The sequence below is a fragment of the Rhizobium mulingense genome, assembly GCF_029194105.1.
GTDB classification, from domain to species: domain Bacteria; phylum Pseudomonadota; class Alphaproteobacteria; order Rhizobiales; family Rhizobiaceae; genus Rhizobium; species Rhizobium mulingense.
Genome location: NZ_JARFVE010000006.1, coordinates 352,294 through 375,364, shown reverse-complemented (window position 1 = coordinate 375,364; position 23,071 = coordinate 352,294). Strand labels below are relative to the sequence as shown.

Here is a 23,071-nt window from a genome sequence, read left to right as displayed (position 1 = left end):
GTTCTCCTTGATAAAGCCGGTCAGCCTTTGAGACCGGTCATGGTGATGCCCTCGACGAAACGCTTCTGCGCAAGCAGGAAGGCGGCGACGAGGGGAAGGGTAATGATGAGGGTCGCCGCCATCAGCGCGCCGTAGTCGTCGCCGGCCTCGGCGGCGCGGAAATACATCAGCCCCAGCGGCGGCGTGGCGTAGTCCTGCTTGCTGATGACGATCAGGGGCCAGTAGAGATCGTTCCAATGGGCGACGACCGAGAAGATGGCAAAGGCGGTAACCGCCGGCCAGGCATTGGGCACGATGACGCGGGCCACGGTGCCGAGCTCCGACATCCCGTCGAGACGAGCGGCATGGATGAGATCATCCGGCATGGCGCGGAAGAACTGCAGGAACATGAAGATCGCGAAGACCGAAATGGTGAAGGGCGCGATGAGCGCGGCATAGCTGTTGAGCAGAGAGGCGCGGTCGAAGGCGACATAGAGCGGCAGCGCGGTCGCATGGATCGGCACGAGAAGGCCGAGCATAACAAGCACCATCATGGCTCGGGCGGCGGCGAAGCGCAGCTTCGCCATGGCATAGGCGCAGGGGATGGCCACCAGCACCTGAAAAAAGAAGATCAGCCCGCAGACGACGACGCCATTCCACAGGAGCCGCGCCATCGGCACCCGGCTCAAGGCCTTGGCGAAATTCTCGGCATAGGCGAAATGCGCCGGGATGAGCGACAGCGACGAGGTGAAGATGTCGCTCTGCGTCTTCCCGGCCGCCGAGATCATGAAGATGTAAGGGGCCAGGAAGATGATCGCCCCGAGGGAAAGCAGGCTCAGGCGGATGACCCTGCCGAGGGAAAAAGCGCTTGCGGTCATGTGTAATGCACCCGGCGGTCGAGGATGCGGTACTGCAGGAACATCAGCACCACGAGGATCAGGAGGAAGACCACGGTCATCGCTGAGGCATAGCCGACACGCAGATAGACGAAGCCTTCCTGGTAAATCGTGAAGAGCAGCACTTCAGATGCCTTGTTCGGGCCGCCCTCGGTCAGCGTCTTGACCGTCTCGAAGACCTTGACCGCATTGGTGATGCTGATGGTGATGACGAACAGCGTCGTCGGCCCGAGCATCGGCCAGGTGACCAGCAGGAAGCGATCGAGTGAGGATCTCGCGCCGTCCACTTCGGCTGCTGCATAAAGCTCGCGCGGGATCGCCGTCAGGCCGGCCAGGAACAGCACCATGTTGAAGCCGGCCGATTGCCAGACGCCGATGATCGACAGGCTGTAAAGCACCGTGCCGGAACTGCCCAGCCAGTTCGGGCCGGGCAATCCCACCAGCGCCAACAACGCATTGAGCGGGCCGATCGTCGGGTGGAACATATATTGCCAGACGGTCGCCATGGCGACGATCAGCGAGGCGACCGGCAGGAAATAGGCGGTGCGGAAGACGCTGCGGGCCGCGGTCTCGCTCTCGATCAGCAAGGCGATGCCGAGACCGAGCAGGATCGAGACCGGCGCCACGATTGCCGTATAGACCGTCGTATTCCATAGCGACTTGCGAAAGGTTCGGTCGGTGATCAGGTGGGCGTAGTTCTCGAAGCCGACGAAACGGAACTTGCCGTAACCGAGTTCGAAATCGGTAAAGCCGAGCACAACGACAGCTGCAACGGGCAACAGCACGAAGAGAAAAAGCAGGATCATCGCCGGCAGCACCAGCATCCAGGCGATGCGGGCCTCGCTTCGGCGATGAGCAAGGGCGGAATTATCGGGGATGGCCAGGGAGGCGATACTAGCCATGCGCCCTCTCCCGCTGGGCATCGGAAGCGCCAGCGAGCCCGGCATCAGCAGCGGCGAGCAGGGCATCAGCAGAGCTGAGCCCGGCATCAGCAGAGCTGAGCCCGGCATCGCCGCCGGCGGCGAAGCCGGCCAGACGGCTGCCGTCCTCGGCAAAGATCAGCGTCCGGCCGGGCGACAATCGCAGTCCCACGGCATCGCCGGCTGCAAGCCCGGAGGCTTCGGACGGCTGTACCTTGGCGATGACGGTCTCACCGATCGCGTCGAGCCGGCAATGGAGGATAACCTCGGACCCCAGGAATTCGACGCGTTCGATCCTGGCGGCAAGGCCGTCATGCCGGCTCTTGGCGAGAAAGACGAATTCGGGGCGAATGGCGAGCGTGACCGGCATCTTCCCGGCGGGTGCATTTTCAAGCGTCAGCCGCAGGCCGCCGCAGAGAACGACGCCGCCTTCCGCAAAGGCTGGAAGAAGGTTGATGCGCGGCTGGCCGATGAAGCGGGCGACCTCGATATGGGCGGGATCGTCGTAGATGAGCTGAGGACTTGCGATCTGCAGCAATCGGCCGCCCATCATCACGGCGACACGGTCCGCCATCGACAGTGCTTCCGCCTGGTCATGGGTGACATAGAGCGTCGGCACGCCAGCGCGGCGATGCAGGTCGACGATCTCGCCGCGGGCATGGACGCGCAGGTTGGCGTCGAGATTGGACAGCGGCTCGTCCATCAGGAAAATGCTCGGCCGGCGCACCATGGCGCGAGCGAGCGCCACGCGCTGGCGCTGGCCGCCGGACATCTGGCCGGGCTTGCGGTCGAGCAGGTGTTCGATCTTGAGTGATGTCGCCATTTCTCGGACGTCGCGGGCGATCGCCGCGCGGGTGGCGCGCTGGCCCGGCATCAACGAGCCGATGAAGGGCAGCCGCTGCGTCGTCGACAGCCGGCGCATCGCCAGCGGCACGGCGATATTCTGAGACGCCGTCAGATGCGGATAGAGCGCGTAGGACTGAAAGACCATGGCGATGTTGCGCTCGGCGGCCGCCACACCCGACATATCTTTCCCGCCGATCAGGATTTCGCCGCTATCGGCATGGTCGAGGCCGGCAAGGACGCGCAAGAGCGTGCTCTTGCCGCAGCCGGAGGGGCCGACCAGGGCGATGAATTCACCGGCCCCGACATCGAGGCTGACGCCGTTGAGGATCTGGTTGCCGCCGAAGGCCTTGGTGATGTCGCGAAGCGAGAGCGCTCTCATTCGACAGGTTCCCGCTGTTTGACCGCCTGCGGATAGACCTCGAGCACGACATCGTCGAGCACATGGGCGGTCATGCCAGGAACGGCGACAATCTGGCTTTTGACCGATGTATCGAACTCGTGAACGACGGCGCCGATCAGGCGCTCGCCCGGCATCTCGCGTTCCATCTTGTCGATGATGAAGGCAGCCGACGGACCCCAGCTCAGCTGGGTGTTGTCGAAGCGACCCTGCCAGGCCCAGTGAAGGTGGCCGCTGGCAAACAGCGCCACGTCATGGGCTGCTATCAGATCATAAAGCCGGCGGCGCTGAGCCGGGCGAACGCTCCAATAGCCGGTATCGCCTTCGTCGGGTGCATCGACGAACAGCGGCTTGTGCGCAAAGAGAGCCACGCGCCGCCCTGCCCTGTCTTCGAGCGCCTTGGCGAGCCATTCGAACTGGGCCTCTTCCTCATCATCCTTATCACCGAGAAGCAGCGAATTCAGGCCGATGAAGCGCCAGCCGGCCGCATCCTCCAGCCAGCGATCGTCACCGGCAAGGCTGCGCCAACGGGCCAACCGCTCCGCGTTGACGGGCTGGTCGGACCCTTTGAGATGGCCGACATCGTGATTACCGGGGACGATCAGCATCGGGATCGGCACTTGCCGCATCAGATCCATCGAGAAGGTGATGTCCTCGTCCTTGTCGGCGCCGTCGACGGTGAGATCACCGGTATGCACGATCAGATCGGCGCCGGTCGCTTCGATCCAGCTCAGAAGCGGCGCCCAATTGCCGTTGAAATGCGGCTTGTTCGGGCTGAAATGGGTGTCGGTGATCTGGATGATTTTCATGAGGGCGCGTCTCCGAGACCTGGGAAGCGCGTCACGGACGCTCCCTTCTCGGACCCTCTCTAGAAGGCTCGCATGTCAATCAGGCATCCGCGGTTTTCAGCTGTTTTTCAGTTTTGACATCAATCCGTCATGCAGGCACAGACCGCCCCCGAGAATGGGGGCGGCCAGCGGCAGGTCTACGGAGATCAGTGCCGGGGCGCGGTGGCGGGAATAGACGACACGGTTGCCGAGACTGGGTCGCTTGCCGGAAAGCTATCTTCGAGGCCTTCGTTCAGCTCCTCTTCCAGCGTTTCGCTGTCATGCGTCGAACGCGCGCTCGGCTGGCCTTTCAAACCCTTGCTGCCTTCGTCGAAGTTGCCGTTGCTCAAGGCGTCGTAACGGTTGATGCTGCCGTCTGCGCCGCGGCCCGGAAAGGCGGTCAGCTGAACCATCATCACCTTGGCGTGGTCGAGCACCGTCGAGGCGTCGAGCTCGCCATGGGAATTATCGATTTTGACGGAAACCGATTCTCCGCCCTCGCCCAGGAATTCGACGGTGAAGAAGTCGCCGGACTGTGTCACGCGTGTATCGATCAACTGCATGGAAACCTCCTGTGTTCATGCCGGATCAACGGCGATCAACATCAGGAGTTCCACGGCTACGCCATTTCAGCACTGGGGCACGCCGCGCGGCGCCTTGCAACTCAGTCTTGCTCCCGCATTTATGGTTAATTTATTAATAATTCAGAGCCTATAAATGGAACCAAGCGGCCTTTCCGAGTGTTGATGCTGCGCCGCGGAGGAACCCCGATGATCTTGAAAATACTCGCCCCTAAGACAGATGCCGATTATCATGATACCGGCACCTATGCCGACGGGATTTTTGCCGAAAACCGCATCGACCTTTCCTTCAGCCGCCATGGCCGGCGGCCCTCGCCGCATGAGCGCGACTACGGCGCCGACAGAAAACTGGAAAAGCTGCCGCTCGGCTTTGCCTGACCGTCCGTCGCTTTCGGCGGTGGGCTGCCGCGTTACCCGCGTCACAAACCTCCCCTTGCCGGAGCGGCAATCCCGACCACATTCTCCGCTAACGCTACTCGCAGCACCGGAGAAGCCTTTGCCCTGGATCGCCTATCTTGCCCATTTCATCGCCGCAGCATTTGTCACCAACGGCATGCCGCATTTCGTGAATGGCGTCAGCGGCCGGCCTTTCCGCACTCCGTTCGCAAAGCGCAGTTCCCCGACCGTGAACGTCCTATGGGGCTGGGTGAACTTCCTCATCGCCTTCCTGCTGTTTGCCAATATCGGGCCGCTCTATATCGGCACTCCGGGCGATACGATCTTCGCCGCGGCAGGCATGCTCGTGACCGGCGTCGTGCTCGCCCGTTTTTTCGCCGGCGACGCAATCTAGCGCATTTCCCGCGCACAGGTTACTTGCATGATGATAGTCGCTGCTGTAGTGGCTATGATCATGCAACGAACAAGCTTCAGTGAGTTCAAATGCCCGGCGGCGCGCGCGCTCGACAGCGTCGGCGACTGGTGGAGCATTCTGATCCTGCGGGATGCCTTCCAGGGGCTCTCGCGTTTCGATGAATTCCAGAAAAGCCTCGGCGTGGCGCCGAACATCCTGACGCGGCGGCTCAAACATCTGACGGATCAGGGGCTGTTCGAACGGCGGCTCTACCAGCAGCGCCCTGCCCGCTACGAATATCTGCTGACCGAGAAGGGCCGCGATTTCTTTCCGGTGCTGATGGCGCTGTTTTCCTGGGGAAGCCGCCACATTCCGGAAGAGGATCTCGCCTTTCTTCTCAGCGATGCGAACTCCGGCAGAACGCGCGAGACCATGCTGGTCGACGCGCGGACCGGCGAACAAGTGACACCCGAAAACACCGGCCTGCTTGCAGGCCCTGCAGCCGATGACGAGGTGCGTGCGCGGATCGCCCGCATGCGCGCCTGGTATCTCGGCATCGACGCATAGAAAGGAAAATATCATGGACCGCATCGTTGTCACCGGCATGGGACTTGTCTCGCCCCTCGGCACTGGCGTCGAGCCCGCATGGAAGCGTCTTCTCAAAGGTGGCTCGGGGCTGAAGACGCTCGCGGACGATATCGTCGGCGAACTCTCGGCCAAAGTCGGGGGTATCGTTCCCCGTATCAGCGAGGATGTCGAGGCGGGCTTCGATCCCGACCGCTACATCACCCCCAAGGATCAGAAGAAGATGGACCGCTTCATCCATTTCGCCATGGCGGCGACGGAGGAAGCGGTGAAGCAGGCCGGCTGGATGCCGACCGACGAAAGAAAACGCCAACGCACCGCGACGATCATCGCGTCGGGCGTCGGCGGCTTTCCGGCCATTGCCGAAGCGGTGCGGATCGGTGAGGCGCGCGGCGTCCGGCGACTGTCGCCCTTCACCGTGCCCTCCTTCCTCGTCAATCTCGCGGCGGGCCAAGTCAGCATCCGCTACGGCTTCAAGGGGCCGCTCGGCGCACCGGTGACAGCGTGTGCGGCCAGCGTCCAGGCGATCGGCGATGCGGCACGGCTGATCCGCTCCGGCGAGGCGGATGTGGCGATCTGCGGCGGCGCCGAGGCCTGCATCGACAAGGTGAGCCTTGGCGGCTTTGCCGCTGCGCGTGCCCTTTCCACCGGCTTCAACGAGACGCCGGAGCTGGCCTCGCGGCCCTTCGACACGGCGCGCGATGGTTTCGTCATGGGAGAAGGCGCCGGCATCCTGGTGATCGAGACGCTGGAGCATGCGCTTGCCCGCGGGGCGACGCCACTTGCAGAACTCGTCGGCTACGGCACGGCGGCGGATGCCTACCACATGACCGCAGGCCCCGAAGACGGCGACGGCGCGCGCCGGGCAATGGAAGCCGCGCTCAGGCAGGCGAAGGTCCCCGCTTCCGAGGTCAAACACCTGAATGCGCACGCAACTTCGACACCGGTCGGTGACAAAGGCGAGATCGCCGCGATCGGCACCGTCTTCGGCCGCGATGGAGCCATCGCCGTCAGCGCGACGAAATCGGCGACCGGCCATCTGCTCGGAGCCGCCGGCGGGCTGGAGGCGATCTTCACCATCCTGGCGCTGCGCGACCAGATCGCGCCGCCGACCCGCAACCTCGATGAAGCCGATCCTGATGCCTACGGCATCGATATCGTCGGCAAGACGGCGCGGACGCTGGCGATGGACTATGCCATCACCAACGGTTTCGGTTTTGGCGGGGTGAATGCCAGCGCCCTCTTCCGGCGCTGGTCGTAAAGTCCGCTTTCCTTGCGCTGGAAATGGCCTACACTTCCACTCTGTCGGGGATCATTCGCCGATAGAGTTGGAGATCAACCCATGCGCGCCTTCTTCGCAGTTGTAATTCTGTGTGCCGCGTCCCTCCTCTCCACCGTCTCGGCCCGCGCCGAAGATCCGATCGATACGACGCGGACGATGATCGAGGAACAGATCAAAGCCTTCCTCAAGGACGATGCCGAGACCGCCTATTCCTTCGCCGCTCCCGGTATCAAGGCGATGTATCCCGACAAGAACCTGTTCTTTGCTATGGTCAAGAAGAGCTACGAGCCAGTCTATCACCCCGGCAACTACGCCTTCGGCCGCAGCCGCTCGATCGACAACGGCGCGCTGATTTACCACGAGGTGCTGATATCAGGCCGCGACGGCAAGGACTGGACGGCGATCTACCAGATGACCCGCCAGCCGGATGGCAGCTACGGCATCAACGGCGTGCAGATCATGCCGGACGCGGACAGCAAGGGCATCTAGACGATTGAGTATATTTTTTCAGATTAAAGTTGTGCTCTGCATCTCCAGCACGTAGAGAACTGATGTTTTTCTGTCAGGGGTGAACCTCAATGCCCATTTCCTTCACGCGGTCGCTCGCAACGCTCATCATCGGTCTTTCCACCGTCCCAGGTGTGGCGCAGGCGGAATCCTTTTCAAAGCTCGCGCAGCAGATTATGCCGTCGGAAAACTGACCAGAGGAAAGGCCGGCGGCTATGGCTGGGTCGTCTCGAACGGCAGCAAGCAGTTCTTCTGCCGGGTGGATGCCAGCCTGGCCTATGTCAGCAGGAAGGAGATGGTGAGCATCCTTTCAAGCGGACGGCTGGTCAAGCTGGACCGTGCCGCGTTTGAGGCATCGATCGGTGGCCCTGATCCGTCCATACCGCAATGGAGCGATCTTCAGGCTGGGCGCGTCAAACCGGCCGATGTCGGAAGTTGCACGCCCACCCGCTGATTGACCAAGCGCACCAAGGTAGAGGACGAAGCGGTCTTCAGCGATCGCCCCGCGCATCCTGCGTCAGTTCCGGATGAGCGGCATCTGATGTGCTGTTCTTGGCTGGATCAACACTGCCCAGCACTTTGACTGGTTGCACTAACTATTTTGAAATCGTGCTGGAGTAAAAAACTGCCAGCGGGGGATTGGCATGTGAATACTGGCAAGCGATTTTTCACGGCTCTTGAAGCGTTGCGAGGAATCGCGGCCATCATGGTCATGTTCCTGCATACTGGCGGCACGCTCGGTCCGATACCGGTGAATATCAGCTATCTCGCCGTGGACCTCTTCTTTCTTTTGAGCGGCGTCGTTCTTGCAAATTCATACGAAAGGCAACTGGCAACGGGACAGATTTCGCCCGCGAGATTTCTGCTGCAGCGCATTATTCGGCTTTATCCTGTCTATCTGCTCTTCCTGTTGGCCTTGTCAGCTATGCAATTCAGTTCGGCTTCGATTACCTCACCCTGGCCGGCCTTCTGCTGAAGGCGATTCTGTTCATTCCAAATGCAGGCACGGATGGCGCCTTTCCGTTAAACGGACCGACTTGGTCGCTCTTCTTCGAACTCTGGGCTGGAGTGCTGTTTTCCGTTCTTCTGGTACGGCTATCGTCCAGAATCTTGCTCGCCATCGCCCTCGGAGCAGCGGGTATCACCTTGTACGGCGCCCTCGGAGGCAATTTCGACATTGGCCATCAGGCGGGCTACTTCGGATTTGGATTCTCGAGAATTTTGTTCTCATTCTCGCTCGGGATCTGCCTTCACAGGTTGTACGAGGTTCGGACGCCGAATGTGGCCAATAGAGGCAACACGGTCGGAATTCTCCTCTGTGGCTGCCTGATTGTGATCACGAATATACCCGCCAGCACATTCTACGGCTTTCCCTATTTTGATCTCTTAATATGCCTGACGATTTTCCCGGCCGTTGTCTGGGTCGCAATGCGCACGAGGCAGAGCGGCGTTGTCGAGCTAGCATTTCGCTGGCTGGGGATCGTTTCCTACCCGATTTATATCCTGCACGCGCCCATCTTCGAGTTGCTACATCTACTGCGGCAAAAGGGCTTTGACCTCCCGGCCTCGCCGGGCGCCGGTATGGTCGTCGTAATCGCGATTTTCATCATGGCCGGCATCATCGCCATTCACTTCGACGAGCCAGTGCGCAAAAAGCTCAAAATTATGGTTGCGCCGAGACCAGCATCCGAGGTTCCCGCGGAGGCGAGCTAGTGTTACACCGGGTCGAGATCACCCCTTGCCCATTCCTCCATCGTTTCCGCCATAAAATCGGCGAAGCGGCCTTCGGCGATCGCCTTGCGAATGCCCTGCATCAGTTCCTGATAGTAGGCGAGATTGTGCCAGGAGAGCAGCATGCCGCCGAGGGCTTCGTTGGCGCGGACGAGATGGTGGAGATAGGCACGCGAATAATCGCGTGAAGCCGGGCAGTTCGACTGTTCGTCGAGCGGGCGCATATCCTCGGCATGGCGGGCATTGCGGATATTGACCTTGCCGCGGCGGGTGAAAGCCAGACCATGGCGGCCGGAGCGGGTCGGCATGACGCAGTCGAACATGTCGATGCCGCGGGCGACCGATTTGAGGATATCGTCGGGCGTGCCGACGCCCATGAGGTAACGCGGCTTTTCTACAGGAAGCATGGGCAGCGTCGTTTCCAGCATCCGCAGCATGACGTCCTGCGGTTCGCCGACGGCGAGGCCGCCGACCGCATAGCCCTTGAGGTCGAGCTGGCTCAGCGCCTCGGCCGAGCGGATGCGCAGCGCCGGGATATCGCCGCCCTGGACGATACCGAACATCGCCTTGCCCGGCTGCTCGCCAAAGGCGACCCGGCAGCGTTCAGCCCAGCGCAGCGACATTTCCATGGCGCGCTCGATCTCCTTCGGCTCGGCCGGCAGCGCCACGCATTCGTCGAGCTGCATCTGGATGTCGGAGCCGAGCAATCCCTGGATTTCGATGGAGCGCTCCGGCGACATATGGTGCAGGCTGCCGTCGACATGCGACTTGAAGGTGACGCCCTGTTCGTCGAGTTTGCGCAGGCCGGAGAGCGACATGACCTGGAAGCCGCCGGAATCCGTTAGGATCGGATGTTCCCAGCGAATGAGCTTGTGCAGGCCGCCGAGGCGGGCGACGCGCTCGGCCGTCGGGCGCAGCATCAGGTGATAGGTATTGCCGAGGATGATGTCGGCGCCGGTCTCGCGCACCTGATCGAGATACATGGCCTTGACGGTGCCGACCGTGCCCACCGGCATGAAGGCCGGCGTGCGGATTTCGCCGCGCGGCATGGAGATTTCGCCGAGGCGGGCGCCAGCATCGGTCTTCTTCAAGGTGAATTGGAAGTTCTCGGTCATTTGTCTTTCCGGAAGAGAAGGCTCGCGTCGCCGTAGGAGTAGAAGCGGTAGCCTGTCAAAATGGCGTGTTCATACGCGGCGTGCATGGTTTCGAAGCCGGAAAAGGCCGCGACCAGCATGAACAGCGTCGAGCGAGGCAGGTGAAAATTGGTCATCAGCATGTCGACCGCCTTGAAGCGGTAGCCCGGCGTGATGAAGATACCGGTGGCACCGGCCCAGGGCTTGATCTCTCCGCCTTCTTCAGCCGCACTTTCGATGAGCCGCAGCGAGGTCGTGCCGACGCAGACGATACGCCCGCCTCTTGCCTTGACGGCATTCAGCCGGGCGGCGATTTCGGCGCTGACATAGCCGCTTTCGAGATGCATCTTGTGATCGTCGGTATCGTCGGCCTTGACGGGCAGGAAAGTGCCGGCACCGACATGCAGGGTGACGAAATGGCGTTCGATGCCGGCCTTGTCGAGCGCTTCGAACAGATCAGGCGTGAAATGCAGGCCGGCGGTGGGGGCGGCGACGGCGCCTTCCTCGCGGGCATAGATCGTCTGGTAGTCGGCGCGGTCGCGCTCGTCCTCCGGGCGCTTGGCGGCGATATAGGGTGGCAGCGGAATATGGCCGACGGCGGCGATCGCCTCATCGAGCGCCGGGCCGGACAGATCGAAGGCGAGCGTCACTTCGCCCGCTTCCCCCTTTTCCTCCACCGTCGCATCGAGCGAGCCGATCATGCAGCTTTCGCCGGAATGGCCAAAGGTGATGCGGTCGCCCTCCTTGATGCGTTTGCCGGGCTTGGCAAAGGCTTTCCACCGGCTGGGGCCGATGCGCATATGCAGCGTTGCCGACACCTGCTGACCGCCGGCGCCGTCGCGATGGCGGATGCCCTCGAGCCGGGCGGGAATGACCTTGGTATCGTTGAAGACCAGCGCGTCACCGGCCCGCAGGAACGACGGCAGATCGTAAACGTGATGATCCGAGAGCGCGCTTTCCGCATTGGGATCAACGAGCAGCAGGCGCGCGCTGTCGCGCGGCTCGGCAGGCCGCAACGCAATGCGTTCATCCGGCAGGTCGAAATCGAAAAGTTCTACGCGCATCGAGGTACTTTCAGGCAAAGCGAAACCCGCCCCGCGCTTTCGCGCAAGGGCGGGTTTCAGCAGAAATCACAATCAGACGTCGGCGGCAACCCGCATCGAGACGATCGAGTCCGGATCGGAAACCGGCTCGCCGCGCTTGATCTTGTCGACATTGTCCATGCCTTCGATCACCTGGCCCCAGACGGAATACTGCTTGTTCAGCCACGGCGCGTCGGTGAAGCAGATGAAGAACTGCGAGTTGGCCGAGTTCGGGTTCTGAGAACGGGCCATTGAGCAGGTGCCGCGAACATGCGAGGTCGCGGAGAATTCAGCCTTCAGGTCCGGCTTGGAGGAGCCGCCCATGCCGGCCCGGCCGGGATTGAAAGTTTCAGAACCCTTCTTGCCATATTCGACATCGCCCGTCTGGGCCATGAAATTCTCAATGACGCGGTGGAAAACGACACCGTCATATGCCTTCTCGCGGGCGAGTTCCTTGATGCGGGCGACGTGCTCCGGGGCGACCTGCGGCAGCAGCTGAATGACAACCTTGCCCTTGGTGGTTTCCAGAATGACGGTGTTTTCGGGATCCTTGATCTCGGCCATTGCCTTCTCCTCTTGTTTGTCTCGTAACTTACTTCTTGCCCAGCGTGACCTTGATCATCCGGTCGGGATTTTTGACTTCGCCGTTCTGGCCTTCGCCGCGCTTGATCTTGTCGACATTCTCCATGCCGGAAACGACCTTGCCGACGACGGTATACTGGCCGTTCAGGAAAGAACCGTCGGCGAACATGATGAAGAACTGCGAATTGGCGGAATTCGGATCCTGCGAGCGGGCCATGCCGACCGTGCCGCGCACAAACGGGGTCTTGGAGAACTCAGCCGGAATATCGGGCAGATCGGAGGAGCCGGTGCCGGCAAGGCTGGCATCAAAACCCTTTTCCATGTTGCCGTATTTGACGTCGCCAGTCTGGGCCATGAAGCCCTCGATGACGCGGTGGAAGGCGACGTTGTCATATTCGCCCTTCTTGGCCAGCGCCTCGATCTGGGCAACGTGCTTCGGTGCGACATCAGGCATCAACTGGATGACGACAGGGCCGTTCTTCAGCTGGATGGTGAGATAGTGATCGGCCGTCTGAGCGAAGGCATCCCCCGCGAAGGAGGCCAGATACAGCACGCCGGCAAATGCGAGATAAAAGAGTTTCATATGGGCTCCGTTGCGGCGGGTTCCGCCTGGTCTTTGCGCTTGCGAGACTTCTTACTTGCTAGTTCGGGCGCTTGGATGTGAGGGCTTGCAGGACGGCGGCCGGCACGAAAGCGCTGACATCGCCGCCCATGGCGGCGATCTGGCGGACCAATGTGGCGGTAATGGGCCGCGAAGCCGTGCCCGCCGGCAAAAAGATGGTCTGGATGTCGGGCGCCATCGCCCTGTTCATGCCGGCCATCTGCATTTCGTAATCGAGGTCGGTTCCGTCGCGAAGGCCGCGGATCAAAAGCGCTGCGCCATGGGCACGGGCGGCATCGACGACCAGATTGTCGAAGGCCACGACGGTGATGTCGCCGGTCTTGCCGGGCAGCGCTTGCGCCAGGGAAAGGCGGATCAGCTCGGCTCTCTCGTCGAACGAAAAGAGCGGTGCCTTGCCAGGATGGATGCCAATCGCGACGATCACCTTTTCGGCGACGTTCAGGGCCTGGACCAGAACATCCACATGTCCGTTGGTGATCGGGTCGAAGGACCCAGGATAAAAAGCTGTCGTCATCTGGCTCGACCGTTGGTTTGACGCCTTTTGTCATGGATGCTGCCTTGCCGCAAGTGATTTGCCCCGCCATTTCCCATGGCTGAACGGCGAATGAACATGCCATTCAAGGCTGTTTCAGACAGAAGCTGCTTAACTCGGATCATCAAGGCAGCCGATGCCATTCCGGCATCCGGCGTTCCCCGAAAGACCATATCCATGCTGATCGTGCTCGTTGCGCTTGCCGTCCTTTTCTCTTTCGCCGCTGAAATGGCCTATGGCTTTTTCGCCGATCGCTACGAGGTGAGCTGGGTGCGGCCGGAGCTTGCCGAACATGCCGCGATCATGCGCGCCCAAGGCCGGCTGCGCGAACAAAACCGAGTCTCGAATCTGAACGCCAGATGAACGAGACATTCAAGGAGGCTTCAGATCGTCATTGGTAAACACCCCCTCAACATCCGGCGGAACCATTTTCAAACGGATGCGTTCACTCAACCGACCCATAGATGCGATTATCGCGGCAGGAAGGACTAAAGATGCCCGGCAAGATTACGATGATTAACGTGCTCTGGATGGTAATGGTCACGGGCATGCTCACCGCAACTGTCGCTCTCTATGATCAGAAGGTCGATACGTCCAAGGTTTATGGTCCCTATGCTTCGGCCCGCACGGCCGTACTGGGCCAGTACTGAGGGGCGAGGACGCAACTCCCCAGTGAAAGGAATGCCTATGTTCACGATCTTGACCGCACTCACCGCCCTCATCAGCGTGATGTTCATCGTGTCTGTGGCCTCGACGATTTCAGCGCTCCGGCGCGAAGACGCAGAGGTGAAAGCGCTGAACGAAAAACATAGCGCATTCTGACATTCCTCCCTTCCCCACCCAAGAGCGGCACCCTTCAGCCGCCTCGGGTCCTTCAAAGCCGGATGCACCCAGCGTCCGGCTTTTTTCTTGGGGATAAGCCAGGCTAACGCAAAAGAAAAGGGCGGCCCGAAGCCGCCCTTTCACTTGATCATTCCTCGGCAGGCCTCGCCGGATCGCCATCGGCGGACGGCGCCTCGCCGGCGGCCGCGGAGCCTTCGGCGACGTCGGCAGCCTCCTCCGTGTCGTCCTCTTCCGGCTCGCTGATGCGCTCGACCGAAACGACCTTCTCGTCCTTGGCCGTCGAGAAGATGGTGACGCCCTTGGTGGCGCGGCTGGCGATTCGGATGCCGCCGACCGGCACGCGGATCAGCTGGCCGCCATCCGAAACCAGCATGATCTGATCGCCGTCATCGACCGGGAAAGCGGCGACCAATTCGCCGATTTCGCCGGTTTTCGACGTGTCGGTAGCGCGGATACCCTTGCCGCCGCGGCCGGAGATGCGGAAGTCATAAGACGACGAGCGCTTGCCGAAGCCCTTCTCGGAGACGGTGAGCACGAATTGCTCGCGTGCCTTCAGCTCTTCATAACGCTCATCGGAGAGCTGTCCCTCTTCGGTGACCTCCTCGCCGACGAGAGCGATATCTTCTTCATCGACGCCCGTCGCGCGGCGTTCGGCGGCAGAGCGCTTCAGATAGGCGGCGCGCTCCCACGGCTCGGCATCGACATGGCCGACAATCGTCATCGATATGATGCGATCGCCCTCGCCGAGATTGATGCCGCGCACGCCGATCGAGTTGCGGCCGGCGAAGACGCGAACGTCGTCGACGGAGAAGCGGATGCACTGGCCGAGCGCGGTCGTCAGCAGAACGTCGTCATGTTCCGTGCAAGTCTCGACGGAGAGGATTTCATCACCCTCCTCCTCGAGCTTCATGGCGATCTTGCCGTTGCGGTTCACCTGGACGAAGTCCGACAGCTTATTGCGGCGAACCGTGCCGCGCGTCGTCGAGAACATGACGTCGAGATTGTCCCAGCTCGCCTCGTCCTCGGGCAAGGGCAGGATGGTGGTGATGCGCTCGCCGGGTGCGAGCGGCAGCATGTTGATCAGCGCCTTGCCGCGCGAGGTCGGCGTGCCGATCGGCAGGCGCCAGACCTTCTCCTTGTAGACGATGCCGCGCGACGAGAAGAACAGAACCGGCGTATGGGTATTGACCACGAATAGCCGGCTAACGAAATCCTCGTCGCGGGTAGTCATGCCGGAGCGGCCCTTGCCGCCACGGCGCTGAGCGCGGTAGGTGGTCAGCGGTACGCGCTTGATATAACCGAGATGCGAGACGGTAACGACCATGTCCTCGCGGGCGATGAGATCCTCATCGTCCATTTCGAGGCCGCCATCGACGATCTCGGTGCGTCTCGGTGTGCCGAACTCGTCGCGCACGGCGGTGAGTTCATCCTTGACGATGGTCTGGATGCGGACACGCGAGGACAGAATATCGAGATAATCCCGGATTTCCTCGCCGATCTTGTTGAGTTCGTCGCCAATTTCGTCACGGCCAAGGGCCGTGAGGCGGGCAAGACGCAGTTCGAGAATGGCGCGGGCCTGCTCTTCCGACAGGTTGTACGTCATGTCCTCGTTGATGCGATGGCGTGGATCGTCGATGAGACGGATCAGGCTTTCGACATCTTCCGCCGGCCAGCGGCGGGTCATCAGTTCTTCGCGGGCCGACTGCGGATCGGGTGCCTGACGAATAACGCGAATGACTTCATCGATATTAGCGACCGCAATGGCGAGACCGACCAACACATGGGCACGCTCGCGAGCCTTGCGCAGCAGGAATTTCGTTCTCCGGCTAACGACTTCTTCGCGGAAGGAGACGAAGGCGCGCAGCATGTCGAGCAACGTCAGTTGCTCCGGCTTGCCGCCGTTCAGCGCCACCATGTTGCAGCCGAAGGAGGTCTGCAGCGGCGTGTAACGATAGAGCTGGTTGAGGATGACCTCGGCATTGGCGTCGCGCTTCAGCTCGATGACGACGCGATAGCCCTGGCGGTCGGATTCGTCGCGCAGGTCGGAGATGCCCTCGATGCGCTTTTCGCGCACCAATTCGGCCATCTTCTCGATCATCGTCGCCTTGTTCACCTGATAGGGAATCTCAGTGATGATGATCTGTTCGCGGTCGCCGCGCATCGGCTCGATCGCCGCGACGCCGCGCATGATGACCGAGCCGCGGCCGGTCTCGTAGGCCGAGCGGATGCCGGCGCGACCGAGGATCTTTGCGCCCGTCGGAAAATCCGGGCCGGGAATGATCTGCATCAGTTCCGGCAGTTCGATCGCCGGATCGTTGATCAGCGCGATACAGCCGTCGATCACTTCCGACAGGTTATGCGGCGGAATGTTGGTCGCCATGCCGACGGCGATGCCGCCGGCGCCGTTGACGAGCAGGTTCGGGAACTTGGCGGGAACCACCACCGGCTCGGAGAGCGTGCCGTCATAGTTGTCGCGGAAATCGACGGTTTCCTTGTCGAGATCGTCGAGCAGCGAATGGGCGGCCTTCTCCAGGCGGCATTCGGTGTAACGTTCGGCCGCCGGCGGATCGCCGTCGACGGAGCCGAAATTGCCCTGACCGTCGATCAGCGGCAGCCGCAGCGACCAAGGCTGCGCCATGCGGGCGAGCGCATCATAGATCGCGGCATTGCCGTGCGGATGGTATTTACCCATCACATCACCGGTGACGCGGGCGCATTTGACGTATTTCTTGTTCCAGTCGATGCCGAGCTCGGACATGCCGTAGAGGATGCGCCGGTGCACGGGCTTCAGGCCGTCGCGCACGTCGGGCAGCGCGCGGCTGACGATGACGCTCATGGCGTAATCGAGGTACGACCGCTGCATTTCCTCCATGATGGAGATGGGCTCGATGCCTGGCGGGAGCTTCCCGCCGCCGGTGGGTGTTTGCTCAGTCAAAACAGATCACGATCTCTTCTAGAATCACTTGAAGATTTATAGCGGAAAGCCTGTTGCCGCGCCAATTTCCGAGTGCGTTTTGAACAGGCTTTTGCGGCCGAAAAAGGGTAAAACACGGGAGTTGTGCAGCCAGGCCTGGCAAATCCGCCGCGGACCGCCGCGGTTTATTTGCCAAATCGAAAACCCCGCTTCACAATCGTCGAAAACCACGCACCCATATGGGCTTCCGGAGAGACGATGGCAAGCGCCGACCAACTGATCAATGCCTTCACGACGCTTCTCGTTACCATCGATCCGCCGGGGCTGGCACCACTCTTCCTGGGGCTGACGAGCGGCATGAGCAGAGCCCAGCGCACGCAGGTGGCGCTACGCGGCTCGACCATCGCCTTCATCATCCTCGCCGTCTTCGCCCTGTTCGGCGCCGGCGTACTCGGCGTGCTCGGAATTTCGATCGGTGCCTTCCGCATCGCCGGCGGGCTGCTGCTCTTCTGGATCGCCTTCGAGATGGTCTTCGAGAAGCGACAGGACCGCAAGGAGAAGGCGACCGAGGTGGCGATCACCAAGGATCATATCGAAAATGTCGCCGTTTTTCCCCTCGCCCTGCCGCTGATCGCCGGCCCCGGGGCGATTTCGGCGACGATCCTGCTTGCGGGGACGCTCGCGACCTCGATCGAGAAGGCGCAACTGATCGGCGTCATCGCCGCCAACCTGCTGCTGACCTTCCTGATGCTGCTCGTCGCCGAACGACTCGACCGTTTCCTCGGCGTCACCGGCCGGGCAATCCTGACGCGGCTGCTCGGCGTCATCCTCGCCGCGCTAGCGGCGCAATTCGTCGTCGACGGGGCGAAATCGGCACTCAATCTCATCAGCGCGACGCCGCACTGACAAAGGCGTCGGCGGAAGCAATCGTCGCGGGAAAACAGAGAGAGCATGATGCCGTTCAGGACATCATGCTCTCAGCTGCTCATAAAATCAGGAACTATGACCGATCAGAACGGGATATCGTCGTCGAGATCGCGCGAGAAGTTGCCGCCGCCACCACCGCGGTTCGACGATGAGGACGATGCCGGGGCGCCGTAATCGTCGCCGTAATCATTGTTGCTGCTGCCGCGGCCGCCGCCGAAGCCGGAGCTGGCACCGCCGCCATCGCCTCGTCCGTCGAGCATGGTCAGCGTCGAACCGAAGCCCTGCAGCACCACTTCCGTCGAATAGCGGTCCTGGCCCTGCTGGTCCTGCCATTTGCGGGTCTGCAGCTGGCCTTCGATATAGAGCTTGGCGCCCTTCTTCACATATTGCTCGACGACCTTGCAGAGGCCTTCGTTGAAGACGACGACGGTGTGCCATTCGGTCTTTTCGCGGCGTTCGCCGGAATTGCGGTCACGCCAGGTCTCCGAGGTCGCGATACGGAGATTGGCGATCGGCCGGCCATCCTGAGTCCGGCGGATTTCGGGATCTGCACCCACATTTCCAACCAGAATTACCTTGTTCACGCTACCAGCCATGCTTCTCACCCTGCCTGCCGCCCTGCCCGGCGGCGTTTCAATCGATCGGCGCACCTTAAACCATCACGGACCGCCGATGCGCATGGGCGGCATTTAATCCACATGTTTATCCATCAGAAAGCCGCATGCATTCATCAGGAATTTTGTTCTTTATTTGTTCTAGTTTATCCGTATGATCCTGTCAACAGAATCGAAAACCTTGAACCTTCCCGGATATTCAGCCTCGACTCGCCCGCCGGCATCACTAAATAAGGGCTGTTACCCAGAAAACCAAAGCAGAGACGATGAGCGAACTGAAGACGATCTCCATCCGCGGCGCGCGCGAGCACAATCTGAAGAGCATCGATCTCGATCTGCCGCGCAACAAGCTGATCGTCATGACCGGTCTCTCGGGCTCGGGCAAATCCTCGCTCGCCTTCGACACGATCTACGCCGAGGGCCAGCGGCGCTATGTCGAGAGCCTGTCGGCCTATGCCCGGCAGTTCCTCGAAATGATGCAGAAGCCCGATGTCGACCAGATCGACGGGCTGTCGCCGGCCATTTCGATCGAGCAGAAGACCACCTCGCGCAACCCGCGCTCGACAGTCGGCACCGTCACCGAGATCTACGACTATATGCGCTTGCTCTTTGCCCGTGTCGGCGTTCCCTATTCGCCGGCGACCGGCCTGCCGATCGAAAGCCAGACGGTCAGCCAGATGGTCGACCGCATCCTCGCTTTCGGCGAAGGCACCCGTCTTTATATTCTCGCGCCGCTCGTGCGCGGGCGCAAGGGCGAATACAAGAAGGAACTGGCTGAGCTGATGAAGAAAGGCTTCCAGCGCGTCAAGGTCGACGGTCAGTTCTACGAGATCGCCGAGGCGCCGGTTCTCGACAAGAAATACAAGCACGACATCGACGTCGTCGTCGACCGCATCGTCGTGCGCTCGGATGTCTCGGCGCGCCTGGCCGACAGCCTGGAGACCTGCCTGAAGCTCGCCGACGGGCTGGCAGTCGCCGAATTCGCCGACAAGCCGCTGCCGCCGGAGGAAACCTCGGCCGGCGGCTCGGCCAACAAGTCGCTGAACGAGACGCATGAGCGCGTGCTGTTTTCGGAGAAATTTGCCTGCCCGGTCTCGGGCTTCACCATCCCGGAGATCGAACCCCGGCTGTTTTCCTTCAACAATCCCTTCGGCGCCTGCCCGACCTGCGACGGCCTCGGCGCCCAGCAGAAGATCGACCCTGATCTGATCGTACCCGAGCCGGAGCGGACGCTGCGTGACGGGGCGATCGCGCCCTGGGCCAAATCGACGTCGCCCTATTACAATCAGACGCTGGAAGCGCTCGGCAAACATTACGGCTTCAAGCTCGGCACCCGCTGGAACGATCTTTCCGACGTCGCCAAGGACGTCATTCTCAACGGCACCGACGACAAGATCGAGTTCCACTACGCCGACGGCGCGCGCTCCTATACCACCCACAAGAATTTTGAAGGCATCATCACCAATCTCGAGCGCCGCTGGAAGGAGACGGATTCCGCCTGGGCGCGCGAGGATATCGAGCGTTTCATGTCGGCAGCCCCCTGCCCGGCTTGCAGCGGCTATCGCCTGAAGCCGGAAGCGCTCGCCGTGAAGATCAACAGGCTGCATATCGGCGAAGTGACTGAGATGTCGATCCGTGTTGCGCGCGACTGGTTCGAAACGCTGCCAGCCAGCTTCAACGCCAAACAGAATGAGATCGCCGTGCGCATCCTCAAGGAAATCCGCGACCGGCTGCGCTTCCTCAACGATGTCGGCCTGGAGTATCTCAGCCTGTCGCGCAATTCCGGCACGCTGTCGGGCGGGGAGAGCCAGCGCATTCGCCTCGCCTCGCAGATCGGCTCGGGCTTGACCGGCGTGCTTTACGTGCTCGACGAGCCGTCGATCGGCTTGCATCAGCGCGACAATGCCCGGCTGCTCGACACGCTCAAGCACCTGCGCGATATCGGCAATACGATCATCGTCGTTGAACATGACGAGGATGCGATCCTGACGGCCGACGACGTCGTCGACATCGGCCCGGCGGCCGGCATCCATGGCGGCCAGGTTATCGCCCACGGCACGCCGCAGGACATCATGGACAATCCGAAGTCGCTGACCGGAAAATATCTCTCGGGCGAACTCGGCGTGCCGGTTCCAGACGAGCGCCGCAAGCCGAAGAAGGGCCGCGAGATCAAAGTCGTCGGCGCGCGCGGCAACAATTTGAAGAATGTCACGGCCTCGATCCCGCTCGGCGTCTTTACCGCGGTGACCGGCGTTTCCGGCGGCGGCAAGTCCACCTTCCTCGTCGAGACGCTGTATAAATCGGCGGCGCGCCGCGTCATGGGTGCGCGCGAAATCCCCGCCGACCACGACCGGATCGATGGTTTCGAGCATATCGACAAGGTGATCGACATCGACCAGTCGCCGATCGGCCGCACGCCGCGCTCGAACCCGGCGACCTATACCGGCGCCTTCACGCCGATCCGCGACTGGTTCGCCGGCCTACCGGAAGCCAAGGCGCGCGGCTATCAGCCGGGCCGCTTCTCCTTCAACGTCAAGGGCGGACGCTGCGAAGCCTGCCAGGGCGACGGCGTCATCAAGATCGAGATGCACTTCCTGCCCGATGTCTACGTGACCTGCGACGTCTGCCATGGCAAGCGCTATAACAGAGAGACGCTCGACGTCACCTTCAAGCAGAAGTCGATCGCCGACGTGCTCGACATGACAGTGGAGGAAGGCGTCGATTTCTTCGCGGCGGTGCCTGCGGTGCGCGACAAGCTGCAATCGCTGAAGGATGTCGGCCTCGGTTACATCAAGGTCGGCCAGCAGGCCAACACGCTTTCGGGCGGCGAGGCGCAGCGCGTCAAGCTGGCCAAGGAACTGTCGAAACGCTCGACCGGGCGCACGCTCTATATTCTCGACGAACCTACGACCGGCCTGCATTTCCACGACGTGGCCAAGCTGCTCGAAATGCTGCACGAACTGGTCAACCAGGGAAATTCGGTTGTGGTGATCGAGCACAATCTGGAAGTCATCAAGACGGCCGACTGGGTGCTCGACTTCGGCCCCGAGGGCGGCGATGGCGGCGGCGAGATCGTCGCAGCCGGCACGCCCGAGTCAATCGTCAAGGAGAAGCGTTCCTATACCGGACAGTTCCTCAAGGAATTGCTGGAGCGGCGCCCGGCCAAGAGGGCGGCTGCGGCGGAATGACGATGAGGCTGGCGTCGCGCGACGATCTCCAAACGATCACCTCGCTGACGGCAGCCGCCTATCTGCCCTATACCGAACTTTTCGGCGCTCCACCGGTGCCAGTGACCGAAGATTACGTCCCGCGCATCGAACGCGGCGAGGTCTGGCTGCGCGAGATCGGCGATGAAACGGCCGGCCTCGTGGTCGTCGAGCAGCATCCCGAGCACCTCATGCTGTTCAGCATCGCGGTCTCGCCTGCCTTTCAGGGCGCCGGGCACGGGCTTGCGATGCTGCGCTGGCTTGAAGGCAAGGCGCGGGAATGGGCCACGCCGGAGATCCGGCTCTATACGAATGCGCGGATGGAGCGGAACGTCGCGCTTTATCGCGCCTTCGGGTTTCAGGAAACGGGTCGCCGGCCAAATCCTTATCGGCCAGGATGGACGCTCGTCGACATGGCGAAAGAGATTGTTGCGGCCTGAGCGGCTGCCAAAGGGGAGGACGACATGACGAAATCCGGCACTATCCGCACCGGCATCGGCGGCTGGACCTTCGAGCCCTGGCGCGGGCATTTCTTTCCCGATGATCTCAAACAGAAGGACGAGCTGCATTATGCCAGCCGGCAGCTGAAGGTCATCGAGGTCAACGGCACCTATTACAGCACGCAGAAGCCGGCGGTCTTTGCCAAATGGGCAGCCGATGTGCCCGACGGTTTCATTTTTTCGCTGAAGGCGACGCGGTTTGTCACCAATCGGCGGGTGCTTGCCGAAGCCGGAGAATCGATGGAGCGCTTCCTGACGTCAGGCATTAGCGAACTCGGCGATCATCTCGGGCCGCTGCTCTGGCAGTTCGCGCCGACGAAGAAGTTCGATCCGGAAGATTTCGAGGCCTTCCTGAAGCTGCTGCCGGCAAAACAGGACGGGCTGGCGCTTCGCCACGTTGTCGAGGTCCGGCACAATTCCTTCAAGGTGCCGGAATTCGTGGCCCTGCTTGCCAAATACGGCGTGGCACCAGTTTGCGCGGAACACTTCGAATATCCGATGATCGCCGACGTCTCGGCGGATTTCGTCTATGCCAGGCTGCAGAAGGGATCCGACGATATTGCGACCTGCTATCCCGACAAGGAGTTGAAGGCCTGGGCCGACCGGCTCGAGACTTGGGCGGAAGGCAAGGTACCCGACGATCTGCCGCTGATCGATAAAGGCCGTAAGGTCAAGGTCGAGCCGCGCGACGTCCTCGCCTTCATGATCCATGAGGGCAAGGTGAATGCGCCGCATGGGGCGATCGCCCTGCAGAAATTGCTCGAGAAATAAATCT

27 protein-coding genes are annotated in these 23,071 nt (G+C 61.5%); 15 read left to right on the top strand and 12 right to left on the bottom strand.

The annotated features are described in order from the left end of the window. Positions 1–20: 20 nt before the first annotated feature. The 5 genes from PYR71_RS16880 to PYR71_RS16860 form a co-directional block, all read right to left on the bottom strand. Positions 21–857: a carbohydrate ABC transporter permease gene (locus PYR71_RS16880; protein WP_275620155.1), complete on the bottom strand. Its 837-nt coding sequence runs from the start codon at positions 855–857 to the stop codon at positions 21–23. Beyond that, entirely contained in the window at positions 854–1,777 is a 924-nt protein-coding gene (locus PYR71_RS16875) for a carbohydrate ABC transporter permease (RefSeq protein ID WP_275620154.1), read from the bottom strand. The genes PYR71_RS16880 and PYR71_RS16875 overlap by 4 nt, the downstream gene beginning before the upstream one ends. Further along, complete coding sequence (locus PYR71_RS16870; RefSeq protein ID WP_275620153.1) at positions 1,770–3,020, bottom strand: ABC transporter ATP-binding protein; 1,251 nt, start codon at positions 3,018–3,020, stop codon at positions 1,770–1,772. Before PYR71_RS16870 ends, PYR71_RS16875 begins: the two co-directional genes overlap by 8 nt. Continuing rightward, on the bottom strand, positions 3,017–3,847 hold the full coding sequence (locus PYR71_RS16865; protein WP_275620152.1) for a metallophosphoesterase family protein: 831 nt from the start codon (positions 3,845–3,847) through the stop codon (positions 3,017–3,019). Before PYR71_RS16865 ends, PYR71_RS16870 begins: the two co-directional genes overlap by 4 nt. Positions 3,848–4,032: 185 nt before the next feature. Beyond that, on the bottom strand, positions 4,033–4,428 hold the full coding sequence (locus tag PYR71_RS16860) for a hypothetical protein (protein ID WP_010035230.1): 396 nt from the start codon (positions 4,426–4,428) through the stop codon (positions 4,033–4,035). Between the two features lie 207 nt (positions 4,429–4,635). Here PYR71_RS16860 and PYR71_RS16855 point away from each other — a divergent pair, with 207 nt between their 5' ends. The 8 genes from PYR71_RS16855 (at position 4,636) to PYR71_RS16820 (ending at position 9,323) form a co-directional block, all read left to right on the top strand. Further along, complete coding sequence (locus tag PYR71_RS16855; protein WP_183915526.1) at positions 4,636–4,824, top strand: hypothetical protein; 189 nt, start codon at positions 4,636–4,638, stop codon at positions 4,822–4,824. A gap of 118 nt (positions 4,825–4,942) precedes the next feature. Then, entirely contained in the window at positions 4,943–5,236 is a 294-nt protein-coding gene (locus PYR71_RS16850; protein ID WP_183915528.1) for a hypothetical protein, read from the top strand. A gap of 60 nt (positions 5,237–5,296) precedes the next feature. Further along, positions 5,297–5,803, top strand: coding sequence for a winged helix-turn-helix transcriptional regulator (locus PYR71_RS16845; protein ID WP_275620151.1), 507 nt, complete (start codon positions 5,297–5,299; stop codon positions 5,801–5,803). A gap of 13 nt (positions 5,804–5,816) precedes the next feature. After that, the gene (fabF, locus tag PYR71_RS16840) at positions 5,817–7,082 is read left to right on the top strand and encodes a beta-ketoacyl-ACP synthase II (protein WP_275620150.1); all 1,266 of its coding nucleotides are present in this window, start codon (positions 5,817–5,819) and stop codon (positions 7,080–7,082) included. A gap of 81 nt (positions 7,083–7,163) precedes the next feature. Then, complete coding sequence (locus PYR71_RS16835; RefSeq protein WP_183915533.1) at positions 7,164–7,592, top strand: DUF4864 domain-containing protein; 429 nt, start codon at positions 7,164–7,166, stop codon at positions 7,590–7,592. 79 nt (positions 7,593–7,671) lie between these two features. After that, entirely contained in the window at positions 7,672–8,064 is a 393-nt protein-coding gene (locus PYR71_RS16830) for a hypothetical protein (protein WP_275620149.1), read from the top strand. 192 nt (positions 8,065–8,256) lie between these two features. Then, the gene (locus tag PYR71_RS16825) at positions 8,257–8,586 is read left to right on the top strand and encodes an acyltransferase family protein (protein WP_275620148.1); all 330 of its coding nucleotides are present in this window, start codon (positions 8,257–8,259) and stop codon (positions 8,584–8,586) included. Beyond that, positions 8,469–9,323, top strand: coding sequence for an acyltransferase family protein (locus PYR71_RS16820; RefSeq protein WP_345774756.1), 855 nt, complete (start codon positions 8,469–8,471; stop codon positions 9,321–9,323). Before PYR71_RS16825 ends, PYR71_RS16820 begins: the two co-directional genes overlap by 118 nt. Before the next feature lie 2 nt (positions 9,324–9,325). Here the strand turns inward: PYR71_RS16820 and tgt are convergent, their stop codons facing one another. From tgt to coaD, 5 genes are all read right to left on the bottom strand, one after another. Next, a complete protein-coding gene (gene tgt / locus PYR71_RS16815; RefSeq protein ID WP_275620147.1) occupies positions 9,326–10,456 on the bottom strand; it encodes a tRNA guanosine(34) transglycosylase Tgt in 1,131 nt (376 codons plus the stop codon). Then, positions 10,453–11,538 (bottom strand): tRNA preQ1(34) S-adenosylmethionine ribosyltransferase-isomerase QueA, encoded by a 1,086-nt coding sequence (gene queA, locus PYR71_RS16810; protein ID WP_275620146.1) that lies wholly within the window; start codon positions 11,536–11,538, stop codon positions 10,453–10,455. Before queA ends, tgt begins: the two co-directional genes overlap by 4 nt. A gap of 72 nt (positions 11,539–11,610) precedes the next feature. Beyond that, positions 11,611–12,120, bottom strand: a complete 510-nt coding sequence (locus PYR71_RS16805; protein WP_183915543.1) for a peptidylprolyl isomerase — start codon at positions 12,118–12,120, stop codon at positions 11,611–11,613. A 28-nt stretch (positions 12,121–12,148) separates the two neighbouring features. Continuing rightward, the gene (locus PYR71_RS16800; RefSeq protein WP_183915545.1) at positions 12,149–12,721 is read right to left on the bottom strand and encodes a peptidylprolyl isomerase; all 573 of its coding nucleotides are present in this window, start codon (positions 12,719–12,721) and stop codon (positions 12,149–12,151) included. Between the two features lie 58 nt (positions 12,722–12,779). Then, positions 12,780–13,274: a pantetheine-phosphate adenylyltransferase gene (gene coaD / locus PYR71_RS16795; protein ID WP_275620145.1), complete on the bottom strand. Its 495-nt coding sequence runs from the start codon at positions 13,272–13,274 to the stop codon at positions 12,780–12,782. Positions 13,275–13,364: 90 nt separating this feature from the next. Between coaD and PYR71_RS16790 the strand changes: the two genes are divergently transcribed. The 3 genes from PYR71_RS16790 to PYR71_RS16780 all read left to right on the top strand — a co-directional run bounded on the left by PYR71_RS16790 (position 13,365) and on the right by PYR71_RS16780 (position 14,114). Beyond that, a complete protein-coding gene (locus PYR71_RS16790) occupies positions 13,365–13,655 on the top strand; it encodes a hypothetical protein (RefSeq protein WP_275620144.1) in 291 nt (96 codons plus the stop codon). Between the two features lie 131 nt (positions 13,656–13,786). Continuing rightward, a complete protein-coding gene (locus PYR71_RS16785; RefSeq protein WP_003539654.1) occupies positions 13,787–13,942 on the top strand; it encodes a hypothetical protein in 156 nt (51 codons plus the stop codon). Positions 13,943–13,979: 37 nt separating this feature from the next. After that, positions 13,980–14,114, top strand: a complete 135-nt coding sequence (locus tag PYR71_RS16780) for a hypothetical protein (RefSeq protein ID WP_275620222.1) — start codon at positions 13,980–13,982, stop codon at positions 14,112–14,114. Between the two features lie 148 nt (positions 14,115–14,262). On the opposite strand, the gene gyrA is transcribed toward PYR71_RS16780, so the two are convergent. Further along, entirely contained in the window at positions 14,263–17,070 is a 2,808-nt protein-coding gene (gene gyrA / locus PYR71_RS16775; protein ID WP_275620143.1) for a DNA gyrase subunit A, read from the bottom strand. Between the two features lie 237 nt (positions 17,071–17,307). Here gyrA and PYR71_RS16770 point away from each other — a divergent pair, with 237 nt between their 5' ends. After that, positions 17,308–17,955 (top strand): MarC family protein, encoded by a 648-nt coding sequence (locus PYR71_RS16770; protein ID WP_183915551.1) that lies wholly within the window; start codon positions 17,308–17,310, stop codon positions 17,953–17,955. Positions 17,956–18,059: 104 nt separating this feature from the next. Here the strand turns inward: PYR71_RS16770 and PYR71_RS16765 are convergent, their stop codons facing one another. Further along, positions 18,060–18,572, bottom strand: a complete 513-nt coding sequence (locus tag PYR71_RS16765) for a single-stranded DNA-binding protein (protein ID WP_183915553.1) — start codon at positions 18,570–18,572, stop codon at positions 18,060–18,062. A gap of 284 nt (positions 18,573–18,856) precedes the next feature. On the opposite strand from PYR71_RS16765, the gene uvrA reads away from it, so the two are divergent. The 3 genes from uvrA to PYR71_RS16750 are packed head-to-tail and all read left to right on the top strand — an operon-like array spanning position 18,857 to position 23,067. Beyond that, positions 18,857–21,778 carry an excinuclease ABC subunit UvrA gene (gene uvrA, locus PYR71_RS16760; RefSeq protein WP_275620142.1) on the top strand — a complete coding sequence of 974 codons (2,922 nt, stop codon included), beginning with the start codon at positions 18,857–18,859 and terminating at the stop codon, positions 21,776–21,778. Further along, entirely contained in the window at positions 21,775–22,236 is a 462-nt protein-coding gene (locus PYR71_RS16755; RefSeq protein WP_275620141.1) for a GNAT family N-acetyltransferase, read from the top strand. Before uvrA ends, PYR71_RS16755 begins: the two co-directional genes overlap by 4 nt. A 24-nt stretch (positions 22,237–22,260) precedes the next feature. Further along, positions 22,261–23,067, top strand: coding sequence for a DUF72 domain-containing protein (locus PYR71_RS16750; RefSeq protein ID WP_275620140.1), 807 nt, complete (start codon positions 22,261–22,263; stop codon positions 23,065–23,067). Positions 23,068–23,071 lie beyond the last annotated feature (4 nt).